This is a genomic window from Streptomyces sp. NPDC047072, from assembly GCF_040643855.1.
In the GTDB taxonomy this organism is placed as follows: domain Bacteria; phylum Actinomycetota; class Actinomycetes; order Streptomycetales; family Streptomycetaceae; genus Streptomyces.
Window position 1 is genome coordinate 62,073 of sequence record NZ_JBEYVC010000004.1, and the last position, 15,022, is coordinate 77,094.

The following is a 15,022-nucleotide window of genomic DNA, read 5'->3' on the forward strand; positions in this document are numbered from 1 at the left end:
CAGCGGTACTTCACCGCGATGTCTCTCAACAACACACTCATCACGGGGGTCTCCCATGTCCAAGCGCATCGTCGTCTCGTCCGTCGTCGCCGTCGCCGCTGTCGGCGCCATCACCGCCGGTGGGCTCGCCATCGCGTCCGCCGCCACGGAGTTGACCGTGGCGAAGAGCTCGGCCCGCTACACCGCACCGTCCGGCGGCTTCGAGGGCTCGGTCACCCTCACCGCGGACGTGAGCGACGACTCCGGTGCCCGCGGCCTCAAGGTCCTTGCCTGGCCCGTGAGTTCGAAGCTCGACCCGACCGAGGCGGAGCTGCGGTCCGCGGAGAGCGCCACGTGCGAGAGCGTGTCGGACGAGACGGCGCGCTGCACCTACACCGTGAAGTTCAGCAAGGAGGAGGCCGCCGAGCTGGCCGGGGGTACCTGGCAGGTCTCCGTGCTGGCGACGGCGGAGGACGGCGACACGAAGTTCCTGCCGGACGCCACGACGTTCGAGGTCCGCAACTGAGGCGTGTCGTCGCCGGGTTGTGCCGGGCGTCGTCCGCCGCGCCCTGTTTACCGGTCCGCTGCCCTGCGTCCTCGATTCCGGTGCGGTTGACGTCCGGACATGAGGCGACACAAGCGCATCGGGACGAGCCGGGCCAGGGCCTTGCACCGCGTACGGGACAGGACGGTGCGGCGCCGGGAGGACATCCGGCCGGGCACCTGGCGCAGACGGTTCGGCCGCCGCGCGGAGCAGGTCCGGCCGTGGCTGCAGGTCCTGGTGGATCTGGTGACGTTGGTTGCGCGGCTGGTGCGGTAGGTAGGTAGGTAGGTAGGGCGGGTGGGTCACGGGCGGTCCCCAGGCGAGGGTGGGTGGCCACGGGCGGTCCCCAGGCGAGGGTGGGTGGCCACGGGCGGCCCCCGGTCGAGGGCGGTGGGCCACGGCGTTCCCCAGGCGAGGGCGGGCGTGGCACGGGCGAGGGGGCATGTCGCGGGCGTGGCACGGGTGAGGGGGGCGCGGGCGTTCCCGGGCCCGCCTCCCTCTTCGCCCGACCGGCGGCTCCCTGTCCGGCGACCGACTCCTCGCCCGACGACCACTCCCCGCCCGAGCGGACAACGCCCGCTCCAGCCGTCACGATGGAATCGGCGGAACCAGACCGGGCCGTGGAGGTACGGACGGAATGAGTGGAGGTGCCGAATGACAGGGACCGGGACGGCAGCCGGCGCCGGATACTCCGGCACCCCCCTCGCCAAGAAGCTCGGCATCAAGCCGGGGCACCGGGTTCGCCTCGACGGCGCCCCCGCCGACTGGCACATCCCCGGCCTCCCCGACGGCTGCGACCTGGCCCCCGGCGGCCCCCAGGACGCGGACGTCACCCTCGCCTTCCATCGCGAACGCGCACGACTGTCCGCCGAGGCGCCCGCGCTGGTCACCGCCCTCGCCGACCACGCCGCCCTCTGGATCGCCTGGCCCCGCAAGGCCGCCGGCCACGTCAGCGACATCACCGAGAACACCCTGCGCGACCTGTTCCTCCCCCTCGGCGTCGTGGACGTGAAGGTCGCGGCGCTGGGAGAGGACTGGTCGGGCCTGAAGTTCGTACGGCGCAGGGAGAATCGGGGGGCTTGAAGTTCGTGTGGCGCAGGGAGAACCGGGGGGCCTGAGGTTCGTACGGCCCAGGGAGAACCGGCGGGCCTGAAGCTCGTACGACGCAAGGAGAGCCGGGGGCCTGAAGTTCGTACGACGCAGGAAGAACCGGCGAGCCTGACCCGCGCCGGCGCCCCCATCTCCGTACCCGACCAGCCCCCATCGCCGTACTCCGCCAGCCTCCGCCCGCACCCCACCCACCGCCCTCCGCGGCCCCCATCCGCCGCACCCTGGGGCCCTCACCCGTCGCACCCTGTGGCCCCGACTGCTGTCCCCATAGCCCCTGGCCCTCCACCCGCCGCACCCTGGGGCCCTCACCCGTCGCACCCCGTGGCCCCGACCGCCGCCCCCATAGCCCCCGGCCCTCCACCCGCTGCACTCCGCGGTCCTCCACCCGCCGCACCCTGGCCGCCCACCCGCCGCACCCTGGTGCCTCAACCGTCGCCCCCCCATGGCCCCTGGCCCTCCACTCGCTGCACTCCGCGGTCCTCCACCCGCCGCACCCTGGCCGCCCACCCACCGCACCCTGGTGCCTCAACCGTCGCCCCCCCATGGCCCCCGGGTCCTCCACCCGCTGCACGCCTCGGCCCTCCACCCGCCACAGCCTGGGGCTCCAACCGCCGCCCCCCCATGGCGCCGGACCCCCACCCGCCACATCCGAGGCCCCACCCGCCGTACCCACGCCCCCCACCCGCCACACCCGAGGCCCCACCCGCCACACCCCACGCCCCCGGCCCCCCAACCCGCCGCCCCCGCGCCCCCCGCCCGACCCCACCGCCTACCTCACCCCCCCGCCTACCTCACCCCCTCCACCCCACCCCCACATCCCCATACCTGAGAAGTCCTCACCGTGAACGGCTAGCATCGCGGCGGTTGAGGCCTGTTGGGATGAAGGCGGGTCGGGGGCGGGACGAAGGGTGGGGACATGGGCGCGCCGAGGATCGCCGTCGCCGTGGTGACCATGGGCAACCGGCCCGACGAGGTGGACGCGCTGCTGACCTCCGTCGCCAAGCAGGACGTCGCCCCCCACCGCATCGTGATCGTCGGAAACGGCTGCCGCCTCCCCGATTTCTCCGGCCGCCCGGACCTCCCCGGCGAGGTCACCACCATCGACGTCGAGGAGAACCTCGGCTGCCCCGGCGGCCGCAACGTCGCGCTGGCCCGCCTCAGGGAGTTCGGCGACACCGACATCGTCGTGGAACTCGACGACGACGGCCGCCTCGTCGACGCCGACGTACTGCGCGGGGTCCGCGACCTGTTCGCCGCCGACGACCGCCTCGGCATCGTCGGCTTCCGCATCGCCGACGAGCACGGCGAGACCCAGCAACGGCACATCCCCCGCGTCGGCGCCTCCGACCCGCTGCGCGGCGGCTACGTCACCGGCTTCCTCGGCGGCGGCCACGCCTTACGGATGGCGATGCTCGACGAAACCGGCGACTGGCCCGCCGAGTTCTTCTTCGCCCACGAGGAGACCGACCTGGCCTGGCGGGCCGCCGACCGCGGCTGGCGCATCCTCTACGCGCCCGAGCTGCTGCTCCAGCACCCCAAGACCTCGCCCGCCCGGCACGCCATCTACTACCGGGTCAACGCCCGCAACCGCGTCTGGCTGGTGCGCCGCCGGCTCCCGCTGCCGCTCATCCCGCTCCACCTCGGCGTCTGGACCCTGCTCACCCTGGCGCGGACCCGGTCCGGAAACGGGCTGCGCGCCTGGTTCGCCGGATTCGTCGAGGGCGTACGGCAACCGGCCGGCGAACGCCGGCCGATGCGATGGCGAACGGTCTGGCGGCTGACCCGGCTGGGCCGCCCGCCGGTCATCTGACCCACCGCCCGGACCGGGCGCGACCAGGTACGGGACGAGGGTCCCGGTCGTTCACCTCCACCGACCGGGACCCTCGCGCGTCCCCCGGATCCGGCCTCGACGGCGACACTCCCCCGAGTTGCGCGTAGCACGCGCGCACCCTCTGGGCCGGATCCGATGTAGTGATCACATCAGGTCGCGCCAACAAATCGCTAACATGTGGCCAGCGCTTCTACGTTTTGTTGCGCGCCGGTTGGCGTGAAACCGACGGCCCCGAAAGGGCGAGCGCGGAACGGCAGCGGCTTCCGGCAGCGACCGGTGCCGGGAGACTGGCGGGAAACCGCCGTACAGAGGGCGGAAATCCGCCAGAAGTGGGCGGCGTGATGGGGCGCGGGCTGCAGCCGGGACTGCGGTTCGGACTGCTCGGGCCCCCGATCCTCTACGACGGCCAGGGCGGCGCCGGTGTGCAGGTCGTCGGCAGCCGCAAACTCCGGCTCCTGCTGGCCGCGCTGCTGCTCGAAGCCGGCCGGGTGGTCTCCGCCGAGTCGCTCAAGGAAGCGCTGTGGGGCGGCACTCCGCCCGCCTCCGCGCAGGCCTCCCTCCACAACCACGTCTCCCGGCTGCGCCGGCTCCTCGACGACCCCGGGCGACTGCGCGCGGTCGGCCCCGGCTATCTGCTGCGGGTGGAGCCGGGGGAGTTGGACGTCCAGGTCTTCGAGTCCCAGGCCGCCACCGCCCGCTCCGCGCACGCCGTCGGCGACTGGCGCGGCACCGTGCACGCCTGCGCGGCGGCCCTCGCGCTGTGGCGGGGCGCGCCCCTCGGCGGACTGCCGTCCGAACTCGCCGGGTACGCGCTGGTGCAGCGCCTGGAGGAGGCGCGCCTGCTCCTCCTGGAGTGGCGTTACGACGCCGAGCTGGCCGTGGCGGGGGCGCGGCCGGCCGCTCTCGTCCCCGAACTCGCCGCGCTCGCCGCCGAGCACCCGCTGCGTGAGGCGTACCACCGCCAGCTGATGCTCGCCCTCCACCGCACCGGCCGCCAGGCCGAGGCCCTCGCCGTCCACCGTGACCTGCGCACCCGCCTGGTCGAGGAACTCGGCGTCGAACCGGGCCCCGCGGTCCGCGAGGCCCACGTGGAGATACTCCGAGAGGGAACGACTCCGCTACCGCTCCATCGCCCGACGGAGGACACGTCTTGGAGGGCGGGGGTGGCTGTGGGGGAGGGCTCGGGTTCGGTGCCGGGTGCGGCTACCGAGGAGGGCTCGGCGGCGAGGGCGGGTACGGCTACGGACGCGGGCACACCGGCTGACGTGAGTGAGGCCGCGGGCACGGGTGCGGGTGCGGGCAGGGGCGCGGCCGCGGGTGCCGGCGCGGGCGCGGGTGCGGCTGTGGGGGAGGGCTCGGCTTCGAGGGCGGGTGCGGCTACGGACGCGGACGCGGGCGTACCGGCCGACGTGAGTGAGGGTGCGGGCAGGGGTGCGGCTGCGGGTACCGGCGCGGGCGCGGGAGCCACCGCTTCGGCTTCGGCGGCCGCGCACCCGTCCACCGCTCCAAACCCGCCCCCGAATCCCCCCACGGACAGCCCGTCAGCTCCCGACGCGCACGCGAACCCGACAACACCCGCAGCCCCGACCACACCGACGACCCAGGGCGCACCCACTACTCCGGGCACGCCCACGAGCCCAGGCGCATCCACGGCTCCGGTCACGCCCACGGCTCCGGTCACGCTCACGACTCCGGGCGCATCCACGACTCCGGGCACGCCCACGACCCCGGGCACGCCCACGACCCCGGGCACGCCCACGACCCCGACCGCCCCCTCCATCCCCCTCCCACCCACCGACCCGGCACCCCCCACCCCCGTCTCCCACACCGCTACGCGCGAAGATCCCGCCCACCCCCACCCCCACCCCCAATCGCAACCTCAACCCCAATCGCAGCCCCAGCTCCAGTCGCAACCCCAACCCCACACCGACACCCCCACCCCCCTACGACCACCCCGTCCCGCCCAACTCCCGCCCCCACCCGGCCACTTCACGGGCCGTTTCGCCACCCGTGACGACCTCCGCCGTGCCCTGGACCCCGTCGGCCGCCCCTCCGTCGTGCTGCTCAGCGGCATGGCCGGCGTCGGCAAGAGCGCGCTCGCGCTGCACGTCGCCCATGGCCTGCGGGAACGTTTCCCCGACGGGCAGTTGTACGTCAACCTGCACGGCGCCACCCCCGGCATGACCCCCCTCACCCCGGCCCAGGCACTCACCGCCCTGCTCCGGGACCTCGGCGCCGACCCCCGCACCATCCCCGAACACCAGGACGCGGCGGCCGCGTTGCTCCGCTCGCTGCTCGCCCCCACCCGCACGCTCATGCTCCTGGACGACGCGGCGAACGCCGCCCAGGTACGTCCGCTGCTCCCCGCCGGCGGCGGCTGCGCGGTGATCGTCACGAGCCGCTCCCCCCTGACCGCCCTCGACGGCGTCCACCGCTTCCCCCTCGCCCCCCTCACGGCGGAGGAGAGCGCGGAACTCATCCGCAGAGCATCGGGCCGCGAAGCCGACACCCCCACGCCCCCCGCCCCTCACGCCCACGCCACCGCACACCCCTCCGGCAACGCCCCCACCCCACACACTCCCGCCAACCCCACCGGCACGACCAACGTCAACACGACCAACGCCGACACCCCCACCGACACCCCCCACCACATCGCCCCCACCCACCCCCTCATAGAACTCACCGGCCGCCTCCCCCTCGCCCTCCGCGTCGTCGCCGCCCGCCTCGCCGCCCGCCGCGCCCTCACCCCCGACGTCCTCGCCGACCAACTCGCCGCCACCGAGGACCGGTTGCACCACCTGGAGTACGACGACCTGTCCGTACGCCGCTCCCTCGCCGTCGCCCACGACGCGCTCGCCGCCTCCGGCCGCCGCTCGGACCGCGACGCCGCGCTCGCCCTGCGCCGCATCGGCGCCCTCGACCTGCCGGACTACGGGGTCCCCCTGGTCGCCCGTCTCCTCGGCACCGACGAGACCCGCGCCGAGGACGCGCTGGACCGCCTGGTCGACGTGGCGCTCCTGGAGGAGACGGCGTACGGCCGCTACGCCCCTCACGACCTGGTCCGCGACTACGCCCGCGAACTGACGGACGCCCGGCACGCCCCGGACCTCGCCCGCACCGCCCTGCGCTGGTACGCGGCCGTCGCCGAACGCGCCCTGACCGCGATCGTCGAACCCGGTCTCGACCAGGACGACCGCCGCCGCCCGACCACCGCGCAGCCGCCCGAGCACGCGGCCCACGTGCTCGCCATCGCGCCCTTCCCCTCCGCGGAGAAGGCCTTCGCCTGGTGCGCGGCGGAGCTGGAGAACATCGTCGCCCTGGCGAAGCGGCACGCGGACGCCCCCGACGACCGCACCGCCGCCCATGTCTCCACCCTGCTGCGTCTGCTCGCCCCCTTCCTCCAGCGCAGCGGCCGGGTCGCCGAGACCGAACTCCTCGGCCGCACCGCCCTGAAGCTGGCCCGGCGGCTCGGCGACGAGGTGGCCGAGGGGTACGCCCTGGGAGACCTCGCCGGCCTGCACCACCTGACCGGCCGGCACAGCGACGCCCTGGCCCTCAACGACCGCGCGCTGGCGATCTGGCGGCGGCTCGGCGCGGTCTCCTGGATGCGCCGCTGCCTCAACAACCGGGGCCTGCTCCTCGAAGGCCTCGGCCGGTACACCGAGTCGGGCGAGGCCCTGCGCCAGAGCCTCGGCCTCTCCCGCCGACTGAACGACCCCTTCGGCGAGGCCGTGACCCTCAGCCACCTCGGCAACCTGTACGAGCACACCGACCCGTGCTTGGCCAGGGAGCAGCACCGGCGCTCGCTCGCGATCGGCGAGGAGATCGGCAGCGCGGCCCTCCAGCACGCGGCGCACTGCACCATCGGCTACGCCCACCTCCGCCTCGGCGAACCGGCCGCCGCCGTCGGCCACTTCGAGGAGAGCCTGCGCATCCTCGGCCGCCTCGGCCGCCTCGGCGACTGGCACGGCGAGTCCCAGGCCCGGCTCGGCCTGGTCCGCGCCCGGCGCCTGCTGGGCCACACCGAGGCCGCCGGCGCCGAGTGCGCGGAGCTGCTGCGCCGCGCCGACGCCCGCGCCGACCGCTACACCGGCGCCCTCGCCCGCCACCAGCACGGTCTCCTGCTGCGCGAACAGGGCCGCCCGCAGGAGGCGTACGACGCCTGGCGTGCCGCTCTCGACGCCCTCGACGGCACGGACGAGAAGGCGCTCCTGGCGGAACTCCGGGACCTGCTCGCTTCGGAACCCCCCGGCCAGGTCTGATCACTTCGCGTCGGCATAGCACTCCACCACCGCCGTCGTGAACGGAAACCGCACCGGCGTCTCCCCGAACGTCAGCCGCCCCGCGAGCCCGGACGCCTCCCCGATCGCCGCCACGACCGCCTCCGTCTCCTCTACGGGACAGTGCACGATCACCTCGTCGTGCTGGAAGAAGACCAGCTCGGCCGCCATGTCCGCACAGGCCTGCCGCAGCGCGGCCAGTAACAACAGGGCCCAGTCCGCGGCGCTGCTCTGGACGACGAAGTTACGGGTGAAGCGGCCCCGCGCGCGGGCGTTGGAGGAGGCGTAACCCGGCATCCAGCCTTCTTCGGTGGAGGCGGCCTGCTCCGCCGGCTCGTCCTGCGGCATGCCCGCCTCCTCCCCGCCGTCGCCCGCGCCCGCCGCCGGAGGGCAGGTCCGGCCGAGCCAGGTCCGCACCAGCCGCCCCTCCTCACCGGCGCGGGCCGCCTCGTCGACGTACGCCACCGCCTTGGGGAAACGGCGTCTGAGCGCGGCGAGGTTCTTGAGGCCGTCGCCGGAGGTCTGGCCGTAGACCGCGCCGAGCACGGCGAGCTTGGCCTGGGCGCGGTCGCCGGAGAAGGCCCGCTCGGAGACGGACTGGTAGAGGTCGGTGGCCCGCCCCGCCACCTCCATCAGCCCGGGGTCGCGGGAGATCGCGGCGAGCACGCGCGGTTCCATCTGGTCGGCGTCGGCGACGACGAACCGCCAGCCGGGGTCGGCGACGACCGCCCGCCGGATCACCTTGGGGATCTGCAGGGCGCCCCCGCCGTTGGTCACCCAGCGGCCCGAGACGGTCCCGCCGGCCAGGAACTCGGGGCGGAAGCGGCCGTCGCGCACCCAGTCCTGGAGCCAGGACCAGCCGTGGGCGACCCAGATGCGGTACAGCTTCTTGTACTCGATCAGCGGCTTCACGGCGGGGTGGTCGAGGGACTCGATCTCCCACCGCCGGGTCGACCTGATCCTGATCCCGGCCTGGGCGAAGGCCTTGATGACGTCGGCGGGCAGGTCGGGCCGCACCCGGCGGCCGAAGGCGGCGGAGACCTCGTCGGCGAGTTCCGCGAGGCGCCGGGGCTCGCCGCCGCCGGCGTACCGCTCGCCGAGCAGTTCGTGCAGGACTTGCCGGTGCACCTCGGCGCTCCACGGCAGCCCCGCGCGGTTCATCTCGGCGGCCACCAGGGTCCCGGCGGACTCGGCGGCGGTGAGCAGGCGCATGCGGTCGGGGTGCGCGGTGGCGTCGTGCCGTCGCTGCTGGTCGGCGTAGACCGCGAGGAGGTCGGCCAGCGGGACGTGCACGGACTCCGGCTCGAAGAGGGAGGACTGGGAGCCGGGCTCGGCGGAGCGCAGGGGCGGGTCGGCCGGGACCGGGCCGCCGCGCAGCCGGGCCAGCGCGGCGGCGGCCGAGCGGGGTTCGCCGTACCGCCCCTCGTGGCCGAGGAGGAGGGTCTCCGCGGCCTCGACGTCGTAGCACCGCTCCACCCGCACCCCCGCGGCGAGCAGGCGCGGATGGACCTCGGCGGTGGACCGCCACACCCACCGCGCCACCTCCGGCCGCCCCCGCACGGCCTCGGCCAGGTCCCGCTCCCGCACCACCGGCCCGGCGGGCAGCCCGTCCGGACCGAGGGGGGCGATCTCCACGCCACCGTCCTCGGCCGCGGCGAGAGCCCAGCGGTCGGTCATGAAAGCGAGTGTGACACCAGGCTCTGACAACGCCCCCGGACGCCGACGCGACCCGCCTCCAGCCGCGCCCCGCCGCCGCCCCGGCCGACCCTGCAGCCTTTGCCCCGCCGCCGACGCGACCGGCTTCCGGCCCTGACCCCGACCCCGAAACGGCCGGCCTCCGCCCCGGTCTCGGCGCCGCCCCGGCCGACCCTCCAGCCCTCGCCCCGCCTCCAGCCTTTGCCCCGCCGCCGAGTCGACCCGCTTCCAGCCCTACCCCTCGCCCCGCTCCCGCACGTACCCCGCCAGCGCCTTCGCGATCTCCGCCTCCACCGGGGCCTTCTCGATGCCCACGCCCGACAGGATGCCCTCGCCGTTCTCGAACTCCAGGAGGGCGAGCAGGAGGTGCTCGGTGCCGACGTAGTTGTGGCCCAGGCGCAGGGCCTCGCGGAAGGTGAGTTCCAGGACCTTCTTGGCGTCGGAGCCGTAGGGGACCAGTTCGGGGGCGTCCTCGACCGCGGGCGGCAGGGCCTCGGTCGCGGCCTGGCGGACCGTGTCGAGCAGGACCCCCTGCGCGGTGATCGCCTTGGCGGCCACCGCCTCCGGCTCGGCGAGCAGACCGAGCACCAGGTGCGCCGGCCGGCCCTCGGCGCTGCGCGCGGCGACGGCCTCGTTGTGGGAGGCCATCACCACGTTCCGCGCGCGCGTGGTGTACCGGCTGAAGTCCTGCGCGCCGGGCTCCGCCGAGTCCTTCGGCACGAACCGCTTCTGCGCCGCCTGCCGGGTGACGCCCATGCTCCTGCCGATGTCCGTCCAGGACGCGCCCGAACGCCGGGCCTGGTCCACGAAGTGGCCGATCAGATGGTCGGCCACCTCCCCGAGGTGGTCCGCGGCGATCACCGCGTCCTGGAGCTGGTCGAGGGGTTCGTCGTGCACCTTCTTGATGGCCGCGATGAGGTCGTCGAGACGCACGGATGACGTGATGTTCGGGTTCGTCGACATGTGTCAACCTTAGGTTGACATCAAGGGGGTGTCAACCCGAGGTTGACATGTCGAAAGGTCGTGGGTGAGACGATCGCCGGGTGAGCAGCAGCCCTACGACCGACACCGTCGACCGCGCCTTCCGCGCCGCCCTGTACGCCGCCGACGACACCGCCCTGGACACCGGCGCCTCCCTCCTCGCCTCGGACCCCGCGGCGGACGCCGAACTGGCCCGGCGCGGGCGGGAGTTCGTGGCGCAGGCCTGGCGGCGCGGCTGGCAGCCCGCCGATGTCGTACGACTGGTGCGGCGGGAGCTGGAGGACACGCACGTCGGCCTCGTCACCGGGCTGATCCGGGCGCAGGCCTCCGACGACCGCCGGCGCGGGCACCGCTGGGCCGCCCAGCTCGCACAGCTGGCGGAGGCGGACCCACCGCGCCTGGACCGTTTCGCGCACGCCACCGCCGTACTGGAGCTGTACCGCCTGCTGCTCGCCCTGCCCGCGCTGGAACCCCTGGAGGAGCCCCGGCAGGCGCGGCCGGTTGGGGACGCCCGGATGCTCGGCCGGATCCGGGCGCTGCTCGCCAAGGCGGAGGCGACCGGCTATCCCGAGGAGGCGGAGGCGCTCACCGCCAAGGCGCAGGAGCTGATGGCCCGGCACAGCGTCGACGAGGCGCTCCTGGACGCCCGGGCGCCCGCGCCGGACGCGCCCGGGGCCTGCCGGATCGGGGTCGAACCGCCGTACGAGCAGGCGAAGGCGGTGCTGCTGGACGCGGTCGCCACCGCGAACCACTGCCGGGCGGTGTGGAACGAGGCGTTCGCCTTCTCCACGGTGGTCGGCTTCGAGGGCGACCTGGAGGCCGTCGAACTGCTGTACACCTCGCTGCTCGTACAGGCGCAGTCCGCCCTGGCGAAGGCGGAGGCGGCGCAGCGCGCGGGCGGCCGCAAGCGCACCAAGACGTTCCGCCAGTCCTTCCTCGCCGCCTACGCCCACCGGGTCGGCGGCCGGCTGCGCGCCGCCGCCGAGGCCTCGGTGACCGACGACCTGCTGCCGGTCCTCGCCTCCCGCGAGGTCGCGGTCACCGGCCGGACGGAGAGCATGTTCCCGCGGACGACCACGACCCGGCTGCGGGGCGTCAGCGACGAGGCGGGCTGGACCGAGGGGTCACGGGCGGCGGACCGGGCGCAGGTCGCGCACCGGTCCCGGCTCAGTCCGCGGCCTGAGTGAACGCGTCCACGGAGGCCTCCAGGACCTCGGCGTTCCCGCTCTCGCCCTGGACGGGACCGTACGTCCACTTGTAGCTCTTCGACGCCCCGTCACCCGGCAGGGCGATGTTCAGCGTCTGCGCGTCGAAGGTGTCCGCGCCGCCCGCCTTGCCGCGCGTGTAGGTGATCGTGAAGGTCGCGGTGTCGCCCTTGGCCAGGGTCAGCTTCTGGGGCTGCGCGGCCTTGTCGCTCGTCACGCTGGTCGATCCCTTGGACGCGTTCAGGTCGACCGTCGGGAAGCCCTCCAGGGTGCACTTCGCGCTCTGGTTGGTGAGGGTGACGGGGATGTTGCCGGTGTCCCCGGCGGCGGGGGCCACATTGGCCGGACCGACCTCCAGGTCCACCGTGTCGATCGTGCAGGACGTACCGCTCTTGGGGCTCGCGCTGGAGCCGTCGGCGGTGCTGTCCTTGTCGCCGTCGCTGCAGGCGGTCAGGAGCAGGGCCGCGGCGACGGCGGTGACGGTGAGGGGGGCGGCGCGCATCTGGGGTTCCTCTGGGTGGGGAGCGGTCGACTGCGAGGATCATCACGCACGCGCGCGTGCCGACGTTCGCCGACCCCCGCGCGGCGGGCCCGTCAGGATCCCAGGCCCGCCGTCGGGAACCCGCTCGGCAGCCTGCCGCCCTCGGACCTGGTGTACGTCTCGGTGCCGAGGGAGCTCTCCCAGCGCACCTTCATCGAGGTCCTGCCGACCGACTCGATCGTGCCTTCGGCGCGCTCCTTGTTCTTGTCGGAGCACTTGAGGCGGATCGTGGCCCCGTGCACGCTGCCGCTGCACACCGACCCGCCGGTGGCGAACAGCCCGGCCTCGTCGTCGTTGATCAGCAGCGCCACGGCCTGCCCCTTGGTGGTGGCCAGCCAGTTGCCGGCCGCGTCTCCCGCGGCGGACGACGCCGAGGACGACGTACCCCCGGAGCCCCCACCGGTGACGGCGGCCGACGACGACGTACCGGAGGTGGGGGAGGAGTCGTCGTCCAAGCCGTCACCGGCCCCGCACGCGGTGAGGACGAGCACGCCCAGCAGGCCCACGCCCGCCGTCCGCACCCACCGCCGGGACACACCGCGCGAGAAGTTCACCGAGGTCACGTCAGGCTCCCAGTCCGTAGCGGCCGACCGTACGACCGCAGCAAGCTACCAGGGCCCGTTATGAGGGCTACCAGGACGACTTGCGCACTCCCGGCAGGTACCCGGCGTGTGCCTGCTCACGCAGGCTCACCCGGGACAGCCCGAAGGCGCGGAAGTAGCCGCGGGGCCGGCCGTCCACCTGGTCGCGGTTGCGCACGCGCGTGGCGCTCGCGTCCCGGGGCTGGCGGTCCAACTCGCGGCGCGCGGCGAGCCGTTCGGCGTCCGTGGACGACGGCCGCCGGATGATCTCCTTCAGCTCGACGCGCCGCTCGGCGTACCGCGCGACGACCTCCTGGCGCTTCTCGTTCTTCGCGATCTTGCTCTTCTTCGCCATCAGAGCCTCACTCCCCGGGCGCGGATCCGGGCGACGGCCGCCTCGATCCCGATCGTGTCGACGGTCTTGATCCCCTTCGTGCTCAGCCGCAGCCGCACATGCCGGCCCTCGCTGGGCAGCCAGTAGCGCTTGGACTGGATGTTCGGGTCGAAGCGGCGCGAGGTGCGCCGGTGGGAGTGCGAGATGCGGTTGCCGAAACCGGGCTGTGCGCCGGTCAGCATGCAGTGGGCGGACAAGGGTGATGCACCTCTCTCGGAGCGGTTATGTAAATGGAAGTCATTTTCAGTAAGGTATCAGCATGGCACGCAACGAACTCCGCCCGGTCATCAAGCTCCGCTCCACGGCGGGGACCGGCTTCACCTATGTGACGCGCAAGAACCGGCGCAACGACCCGGACCGGCTGACCCTGCGCAAGTACGACCCGGTCGTCGGCCGGCACGTCGACTTCCGAGAGGAGCGCTGACCATGCGCGAGGGAATCCACCCGGCCTACGGCCCGGTCGTCTTCCGGGACCGTGCCGCCGACTACGCCTTCCTCACCCGCTCGACGATGACGAGCGAGAAGACGATCGAGTGGGAGGACGGCAACACCTACCCGGTCGTCGACGTCGAGATCTCGAACGTCAGCCACCCCTTCTACACGGGCACCGCGCGCGTGCTGGACACCGCCGGGCGCGTGGAGCGCTTCGAGCGCCGGTACGGGAAGAAGGGCTGACGCGGTGGCACCGCCTTCCCGTCTCTCCGTCGTGATCGTCGGCGGACTGCACGCCGACGCGCGCCGGGCGACCGTCGCGCGGCTGCTCGCCGACGTGCCCGGCAGTGTCGTCCTCCACCACGACTTGTCCACGGCCGTGGCGGGCACCGTCGTCCGGACCGTGCGGGACGCCTCCGGCATCCTGGCGGCCGGTGAGACGCCGCTGGTCAACGACTGCGCGTGCTGTGCGCTGCGCGAGGACCTGGTGCCGGAGCTGCGGCGGCTCGCGGCGGACGGGGTGACCCGGCTCGCGGTCGTCGAGCTGTGGGACTCCGTCGAGCCCAAGGCGATGGCCGAGGTGGTGGTCGCGGGCGGCCTCACGGTGACCGGCGTCATCACCGCGGTCGACCCCGCACTGGTCCTGCCGTACCTCGGCAACGGCGACGACCTCGCGGAACGGGGCCTCGCCGCCGCGGCCACGGACGAACGCACGGTCGCCGACACCTTCGCCCGCCAACTGGAGTACGCCCCGGTCCTGGCCGTCCTCGACTCCCCGGAAGCGGACGACGAGGACCGGGAGTTGCTGGCGCAGCTGCATCCGACGGCTCACCAGGTGCCGGTGGCCCACGGCACGGGCTCGTGGGGTGCCGGGGACTTCGGCAGGGGCGGTGTGGCGGGCGCCGGGAACCCGTGCGGGGAGGCCGACCCGACGGGGTTCCGCGACTCCGCCGGGAGCGGCGGTCCGGTGGGCTCCCCCGACTCCGCGGAGAACGGCCACCCGGCAGACTCCGCAGGACCTGGACGCCTCGCGGCTGACGGCCTTCCGACCGACGAGGCGGGCCCCGCGCACCCCGCGGGCGAGCGCCGCCCTGTCGATCCCGCGGCCCGGGGGCGCCTCGCGGGCGACGGCCGCCCGACCGGCTCGGCGAGTCCCGGCCAGGGCCACTTCGACGATCCCGCCGACTCCCGGTCCTCTGGCGACTCCCGGTCCTCCGGCGATTCCCGGCTCTCCGGCGACTCCGGGTCCTCCGGCGATTCCCGGCTCTCCGGCGACTCCCGGTCCTCTGGCGATTCCCGGTCCTCCGGCGATTCCCGGCTCTCCGGCGACTCCGGGTCCTCCGGCGATTCCCGGCTCTCCGGCGACTCCGGGTCCTCCGGCGATTCCCGGCTCTCCGGCGATTCCCGGTCCTCTGGCGATTCCCGGCTCTCCGGCGACTCCGGGTCCTC

The 15,022-nt window shown here is 74.2% G+C and carries 14 protein-coding genes and 1 pseudogene; 9 read left to right on the forward strand and 6 right to left on the reverse strand.

Going from position 1 to position 15,022, the window contains the following annotated elements:
• The first annotated feature begins 55 nt into the window (after positions 1-55).
• The 5 genes from ABZ896_RS02890 to ABZ896_RS02910 all read left to right on the forward strand — a co-directional run bounded on the left by ABZ896_RS02890 (position 56) and on the right by ABZ896_RS02910 (position 7,726).
• Positions 56-505, forward strand: a complete 450-nt coding sequence (locus tag ABZ896_RS02890) for a DUF5707 domain-containing protein (protein ID WP_360920861.1) — start codon at positions 56-58, stop codon at positions 503-505.
• 99 nt (positions 506-604) lie between these two features.
• Positions 605-799 (forward strand): hypothetical protein, encoded by a 195-nt coding sequence (locus ABZ896_RS02895; RefSeq protein ID WP_360920864.1) that lies wholly within the window; start codon positions 605-607, stop codon positions 797-799.
• Positions 800-1,177: 378 nt separating this feature from the next.
• Positions 1,178-1,606 (forward strand): DUF3052 domain-containing protein, encoded by a 429-nt coding sequence (locus ABZ896_RS02900; protein ID WP_360920867.1) that lies wholly within the window; start codon positions 1,178-1,180, stop codon positions 1,604-1,606.
• Positions 1,607-2,549: 943 nt separating this feature from the next.
• On the forward strand, positions 2,550-3,443 hold the full coding sequence (locus tag ABZ896_RS02905; RefSeq protein WP_360920870.1) for a glycosyltransferase: 894 nt from the start codon (positions 2,550-2,552) through the stop codon (positions 3,441-3,443).
• 362 nt (positions 3,444-3,805) lie between these two features.
• Positions 3,806-7,726, forward strand: a complete 3,921-nt coding sequence (locus ABZ896_RS02910; protein WP_360920873.1) for a BTAD domain-containing putative transcriptional regulator — start codon at positions 3,806-3,808, stop codon at positions 7,724-7,726.
• Here ABZ896_RS02910 and ABZ896_RS02915 read toward each other — a convergent pair whose 3' ends face one another.
• On the reverse strand, positions 7,727-9,421 hold the full coding sequence (locus tag ABZ896_RS02915; RefSeq protein WP_360920876.1) for a bifunctional 3'-5' exonuclease/DNA polymerase: 1,695 nt from the start codon (positions 9,419-9,421) through the stop codon (positions 7,727-7,729).
• A gap of 252 nt (positions 9,422-9,673) precedes the next feature.
• A complete protein-coding gene (locus ABZ896_RS02920; RefSeq protein WP_360920879.1) occupies positions 9,674-10,402 on the reverse strand; it encodes a Clp protease N-terminal domain-containing protein in 729 nt (242 codons plus the stop codon).
• 80 nt (positions 10,403-10,482) lie between these two features.
• On the opposite strand from ABZ896_RS02920, the gene ABZ896_RS02925 reads away from it, so the two are divergent.
• Positions 10,483-11,607: a DUF2786 domain-containing protein gene (locus tag ABZ896_RS02925; protein ID WP_360920882.1), complete on the forward strand. Its 1,125-nt coding sequence runs from the start codon at positions 10,483-10,485 to the stop codon at positions 11,605-11,607.
• Here ABZ896_RS02925 and ABZ896_RS02930 read toward each other — a convergent pair.
• The 4 genes from ABZ896_RS02930 to rpmB all read right to left on the reverse strand — a co-directional run bounded on the left by ABZ896_RS02930 (position 11,588) and on the right by rpmB (position 13,338).
• The gene (locus ABZ896_RS02930; RefSeq protein ID WP_360920885.1) at positions 11,588-12,127 is read right to left on the reverse strand and encodes a DUF4232 domain-containing protein; all 540 of its coding nucleotides are present in this window, start codon (positions 12,125-12,127) and stop codon (positions 11,588-11,590) included. The two genes, ABZ896_RS02925 and ABZ896_RS02930, sit on opposite strands and share 20 nt — an antisense overlap.
• Positions 12,128-12,219: 92 nt before the next feature.
• Entirely contained in the window at positions 12,220-12,729 is a 510-nt protein-coding gene (locus ABZ896_RS02935; protein WP_360920887.1) for a hypothetical protein, read from the reverse strand.
• A gap of 67 nt (positions 12,730-12,796) precedes the next feature.
• Positions 12,797-13,102, reverse strand: a complete 306-nt coding sequence (gene rpsN / locus ABZ896_RS02940; RefSeq protein WP_360920890.1) for a 30S ribosomal protein S14 — start codon at positions 13,100-13,102, stop codon at positions 12,797-12,799.
• The gene (gene rpmB / locus ABZ896_RS02945) at positions 13,102-13,338 is read right to left on the reverse strand and encodes a 50S ribosomal protein L28 (protein WP_360920893.1); all 237 of its coding nucleotides are present in this window, start codon (positions 13,336-13,338) and stop codon (positions 13,102-13,104) included. Before rpmB ends, rpsN begins: the two co-directional genes overlap by 1 nt.
• A gap of 62 nt (positions 13,339-13,400) precedes the next feature.
• On the opposite strand from rpmB, the gene rpmG reads away from it, so the two are divergent.
• The 3 genes and pseudogenes from rpmG to ABZ896_RS02960 form a co-directional block, all read left to right on the forward strand.
• Positions 13,401-13,565, forward strand: coding sequence for a 50S ribosomal protein L33 (gene rpmG, locus ABZ896_RS02950; protein WP_033321692.1), 165 nt, complete (start codon positions 13,401-13,403; stop codon positions 13,563-13,565).
• 2 nt (positions 13,566-13,567) lie between these two features.
• Positions 13,568-13,816: a type B 50S ribosomal protein L31 gene (locus tag ABZ896_RS02955; protein WP_360920896.1), complete on the forward strand. Its 249-nt coding sequence runs from the start codon at positions 13,568-13,570 to the stop codon at positions 13,814-13,816.
• A 4-nt stretch (positions 13,817-13,820) separates the two neighbouring features.
• Positions 13,821-14,417 (forward strand): annotated as a pseudogene (locus ABZ896_RS02960) (GTP-binding protein); the annotation flags it as partial.
• Positions 14,418-15,022: the final 605 nt, after the last annotated feature.

Coding starts and splice junctions, on each gene's coding strand:
- ABZ896_RS02890 (WP_360920861.1), top strand. CDS start 56: ATGTCCAAGCGCATCGTCGTCTCGTCCGTCGTCGCCGTCGCCGCTGTC.
- ABZ896_RS02895 (WP_360920864.1), top strand. CDS start 605: ATGAGGCGACACAAGCGCATCGGGACGAGCCGGGCCAGGGCCTTGCAC.
- ABZ896_RS02900 (WP_360920867.1), top strand. CDS start 1,178: ATGACAGGGACCGGGACGGCAGCCGGCGCCGGATACTCCGGCACCCCC.
- ABZ896_RS02905 (WP_360920870.1), top strand. CDS start 2,550: ATGGGCGCGCCGAGGATCGCCGTCGCCGTGGTGACCATGGGCAACCGG.
- ABZ896_RS02910 (WP_360920873.1), top strand. CDS start 3,806: ATGGGGCGCGGGCTGCAGCCGGGACTGCGGTTCGGACTGCTCGGGCCC.
- ABZ896_RS02915 (WP_360920876.1), bottom strand. CDS start 9,421: ATGACCGACCGCTGGGCTCTCGCCGCGGCCGAGGACGGTGGCGTGGAG.
- ABZ896_RS02920 (WP_360920879.1), bottom strand. CDS start 10,402: ATGTCGACGAACCCGAACATCACGTCATCCGTGCGTCTCGACGACCTC.
- ABZ896_RS02930 (WP_360920885.1), bottom strand. CDS start 12,127: ATGCGCGCCGCCCCCCTCACCGTCACCGCCGTCGCCGCGGCCCTGCTC.
- rpsN (WP_360920890.1), bottom strand. CDS start 13,102: ATGGCGAAGAAGAGCAAGATCGCGAAGAACGAGAAGCGCCAGGAGGTC.
- rpmG (WP_033321692.1), top strand. CDS start 13,401: ATGGCACGCAACGAACTCCGCCCGGTCATCAAGCTCCGCTCCACGGCG.
- ABZ896_RS02955 (WP_360920896.1), top strand. CDS start 13,568: ATGCGCGAGGGAATCCACCCGGCCTACGGCCCGGTCGTCTTCCGGGAC.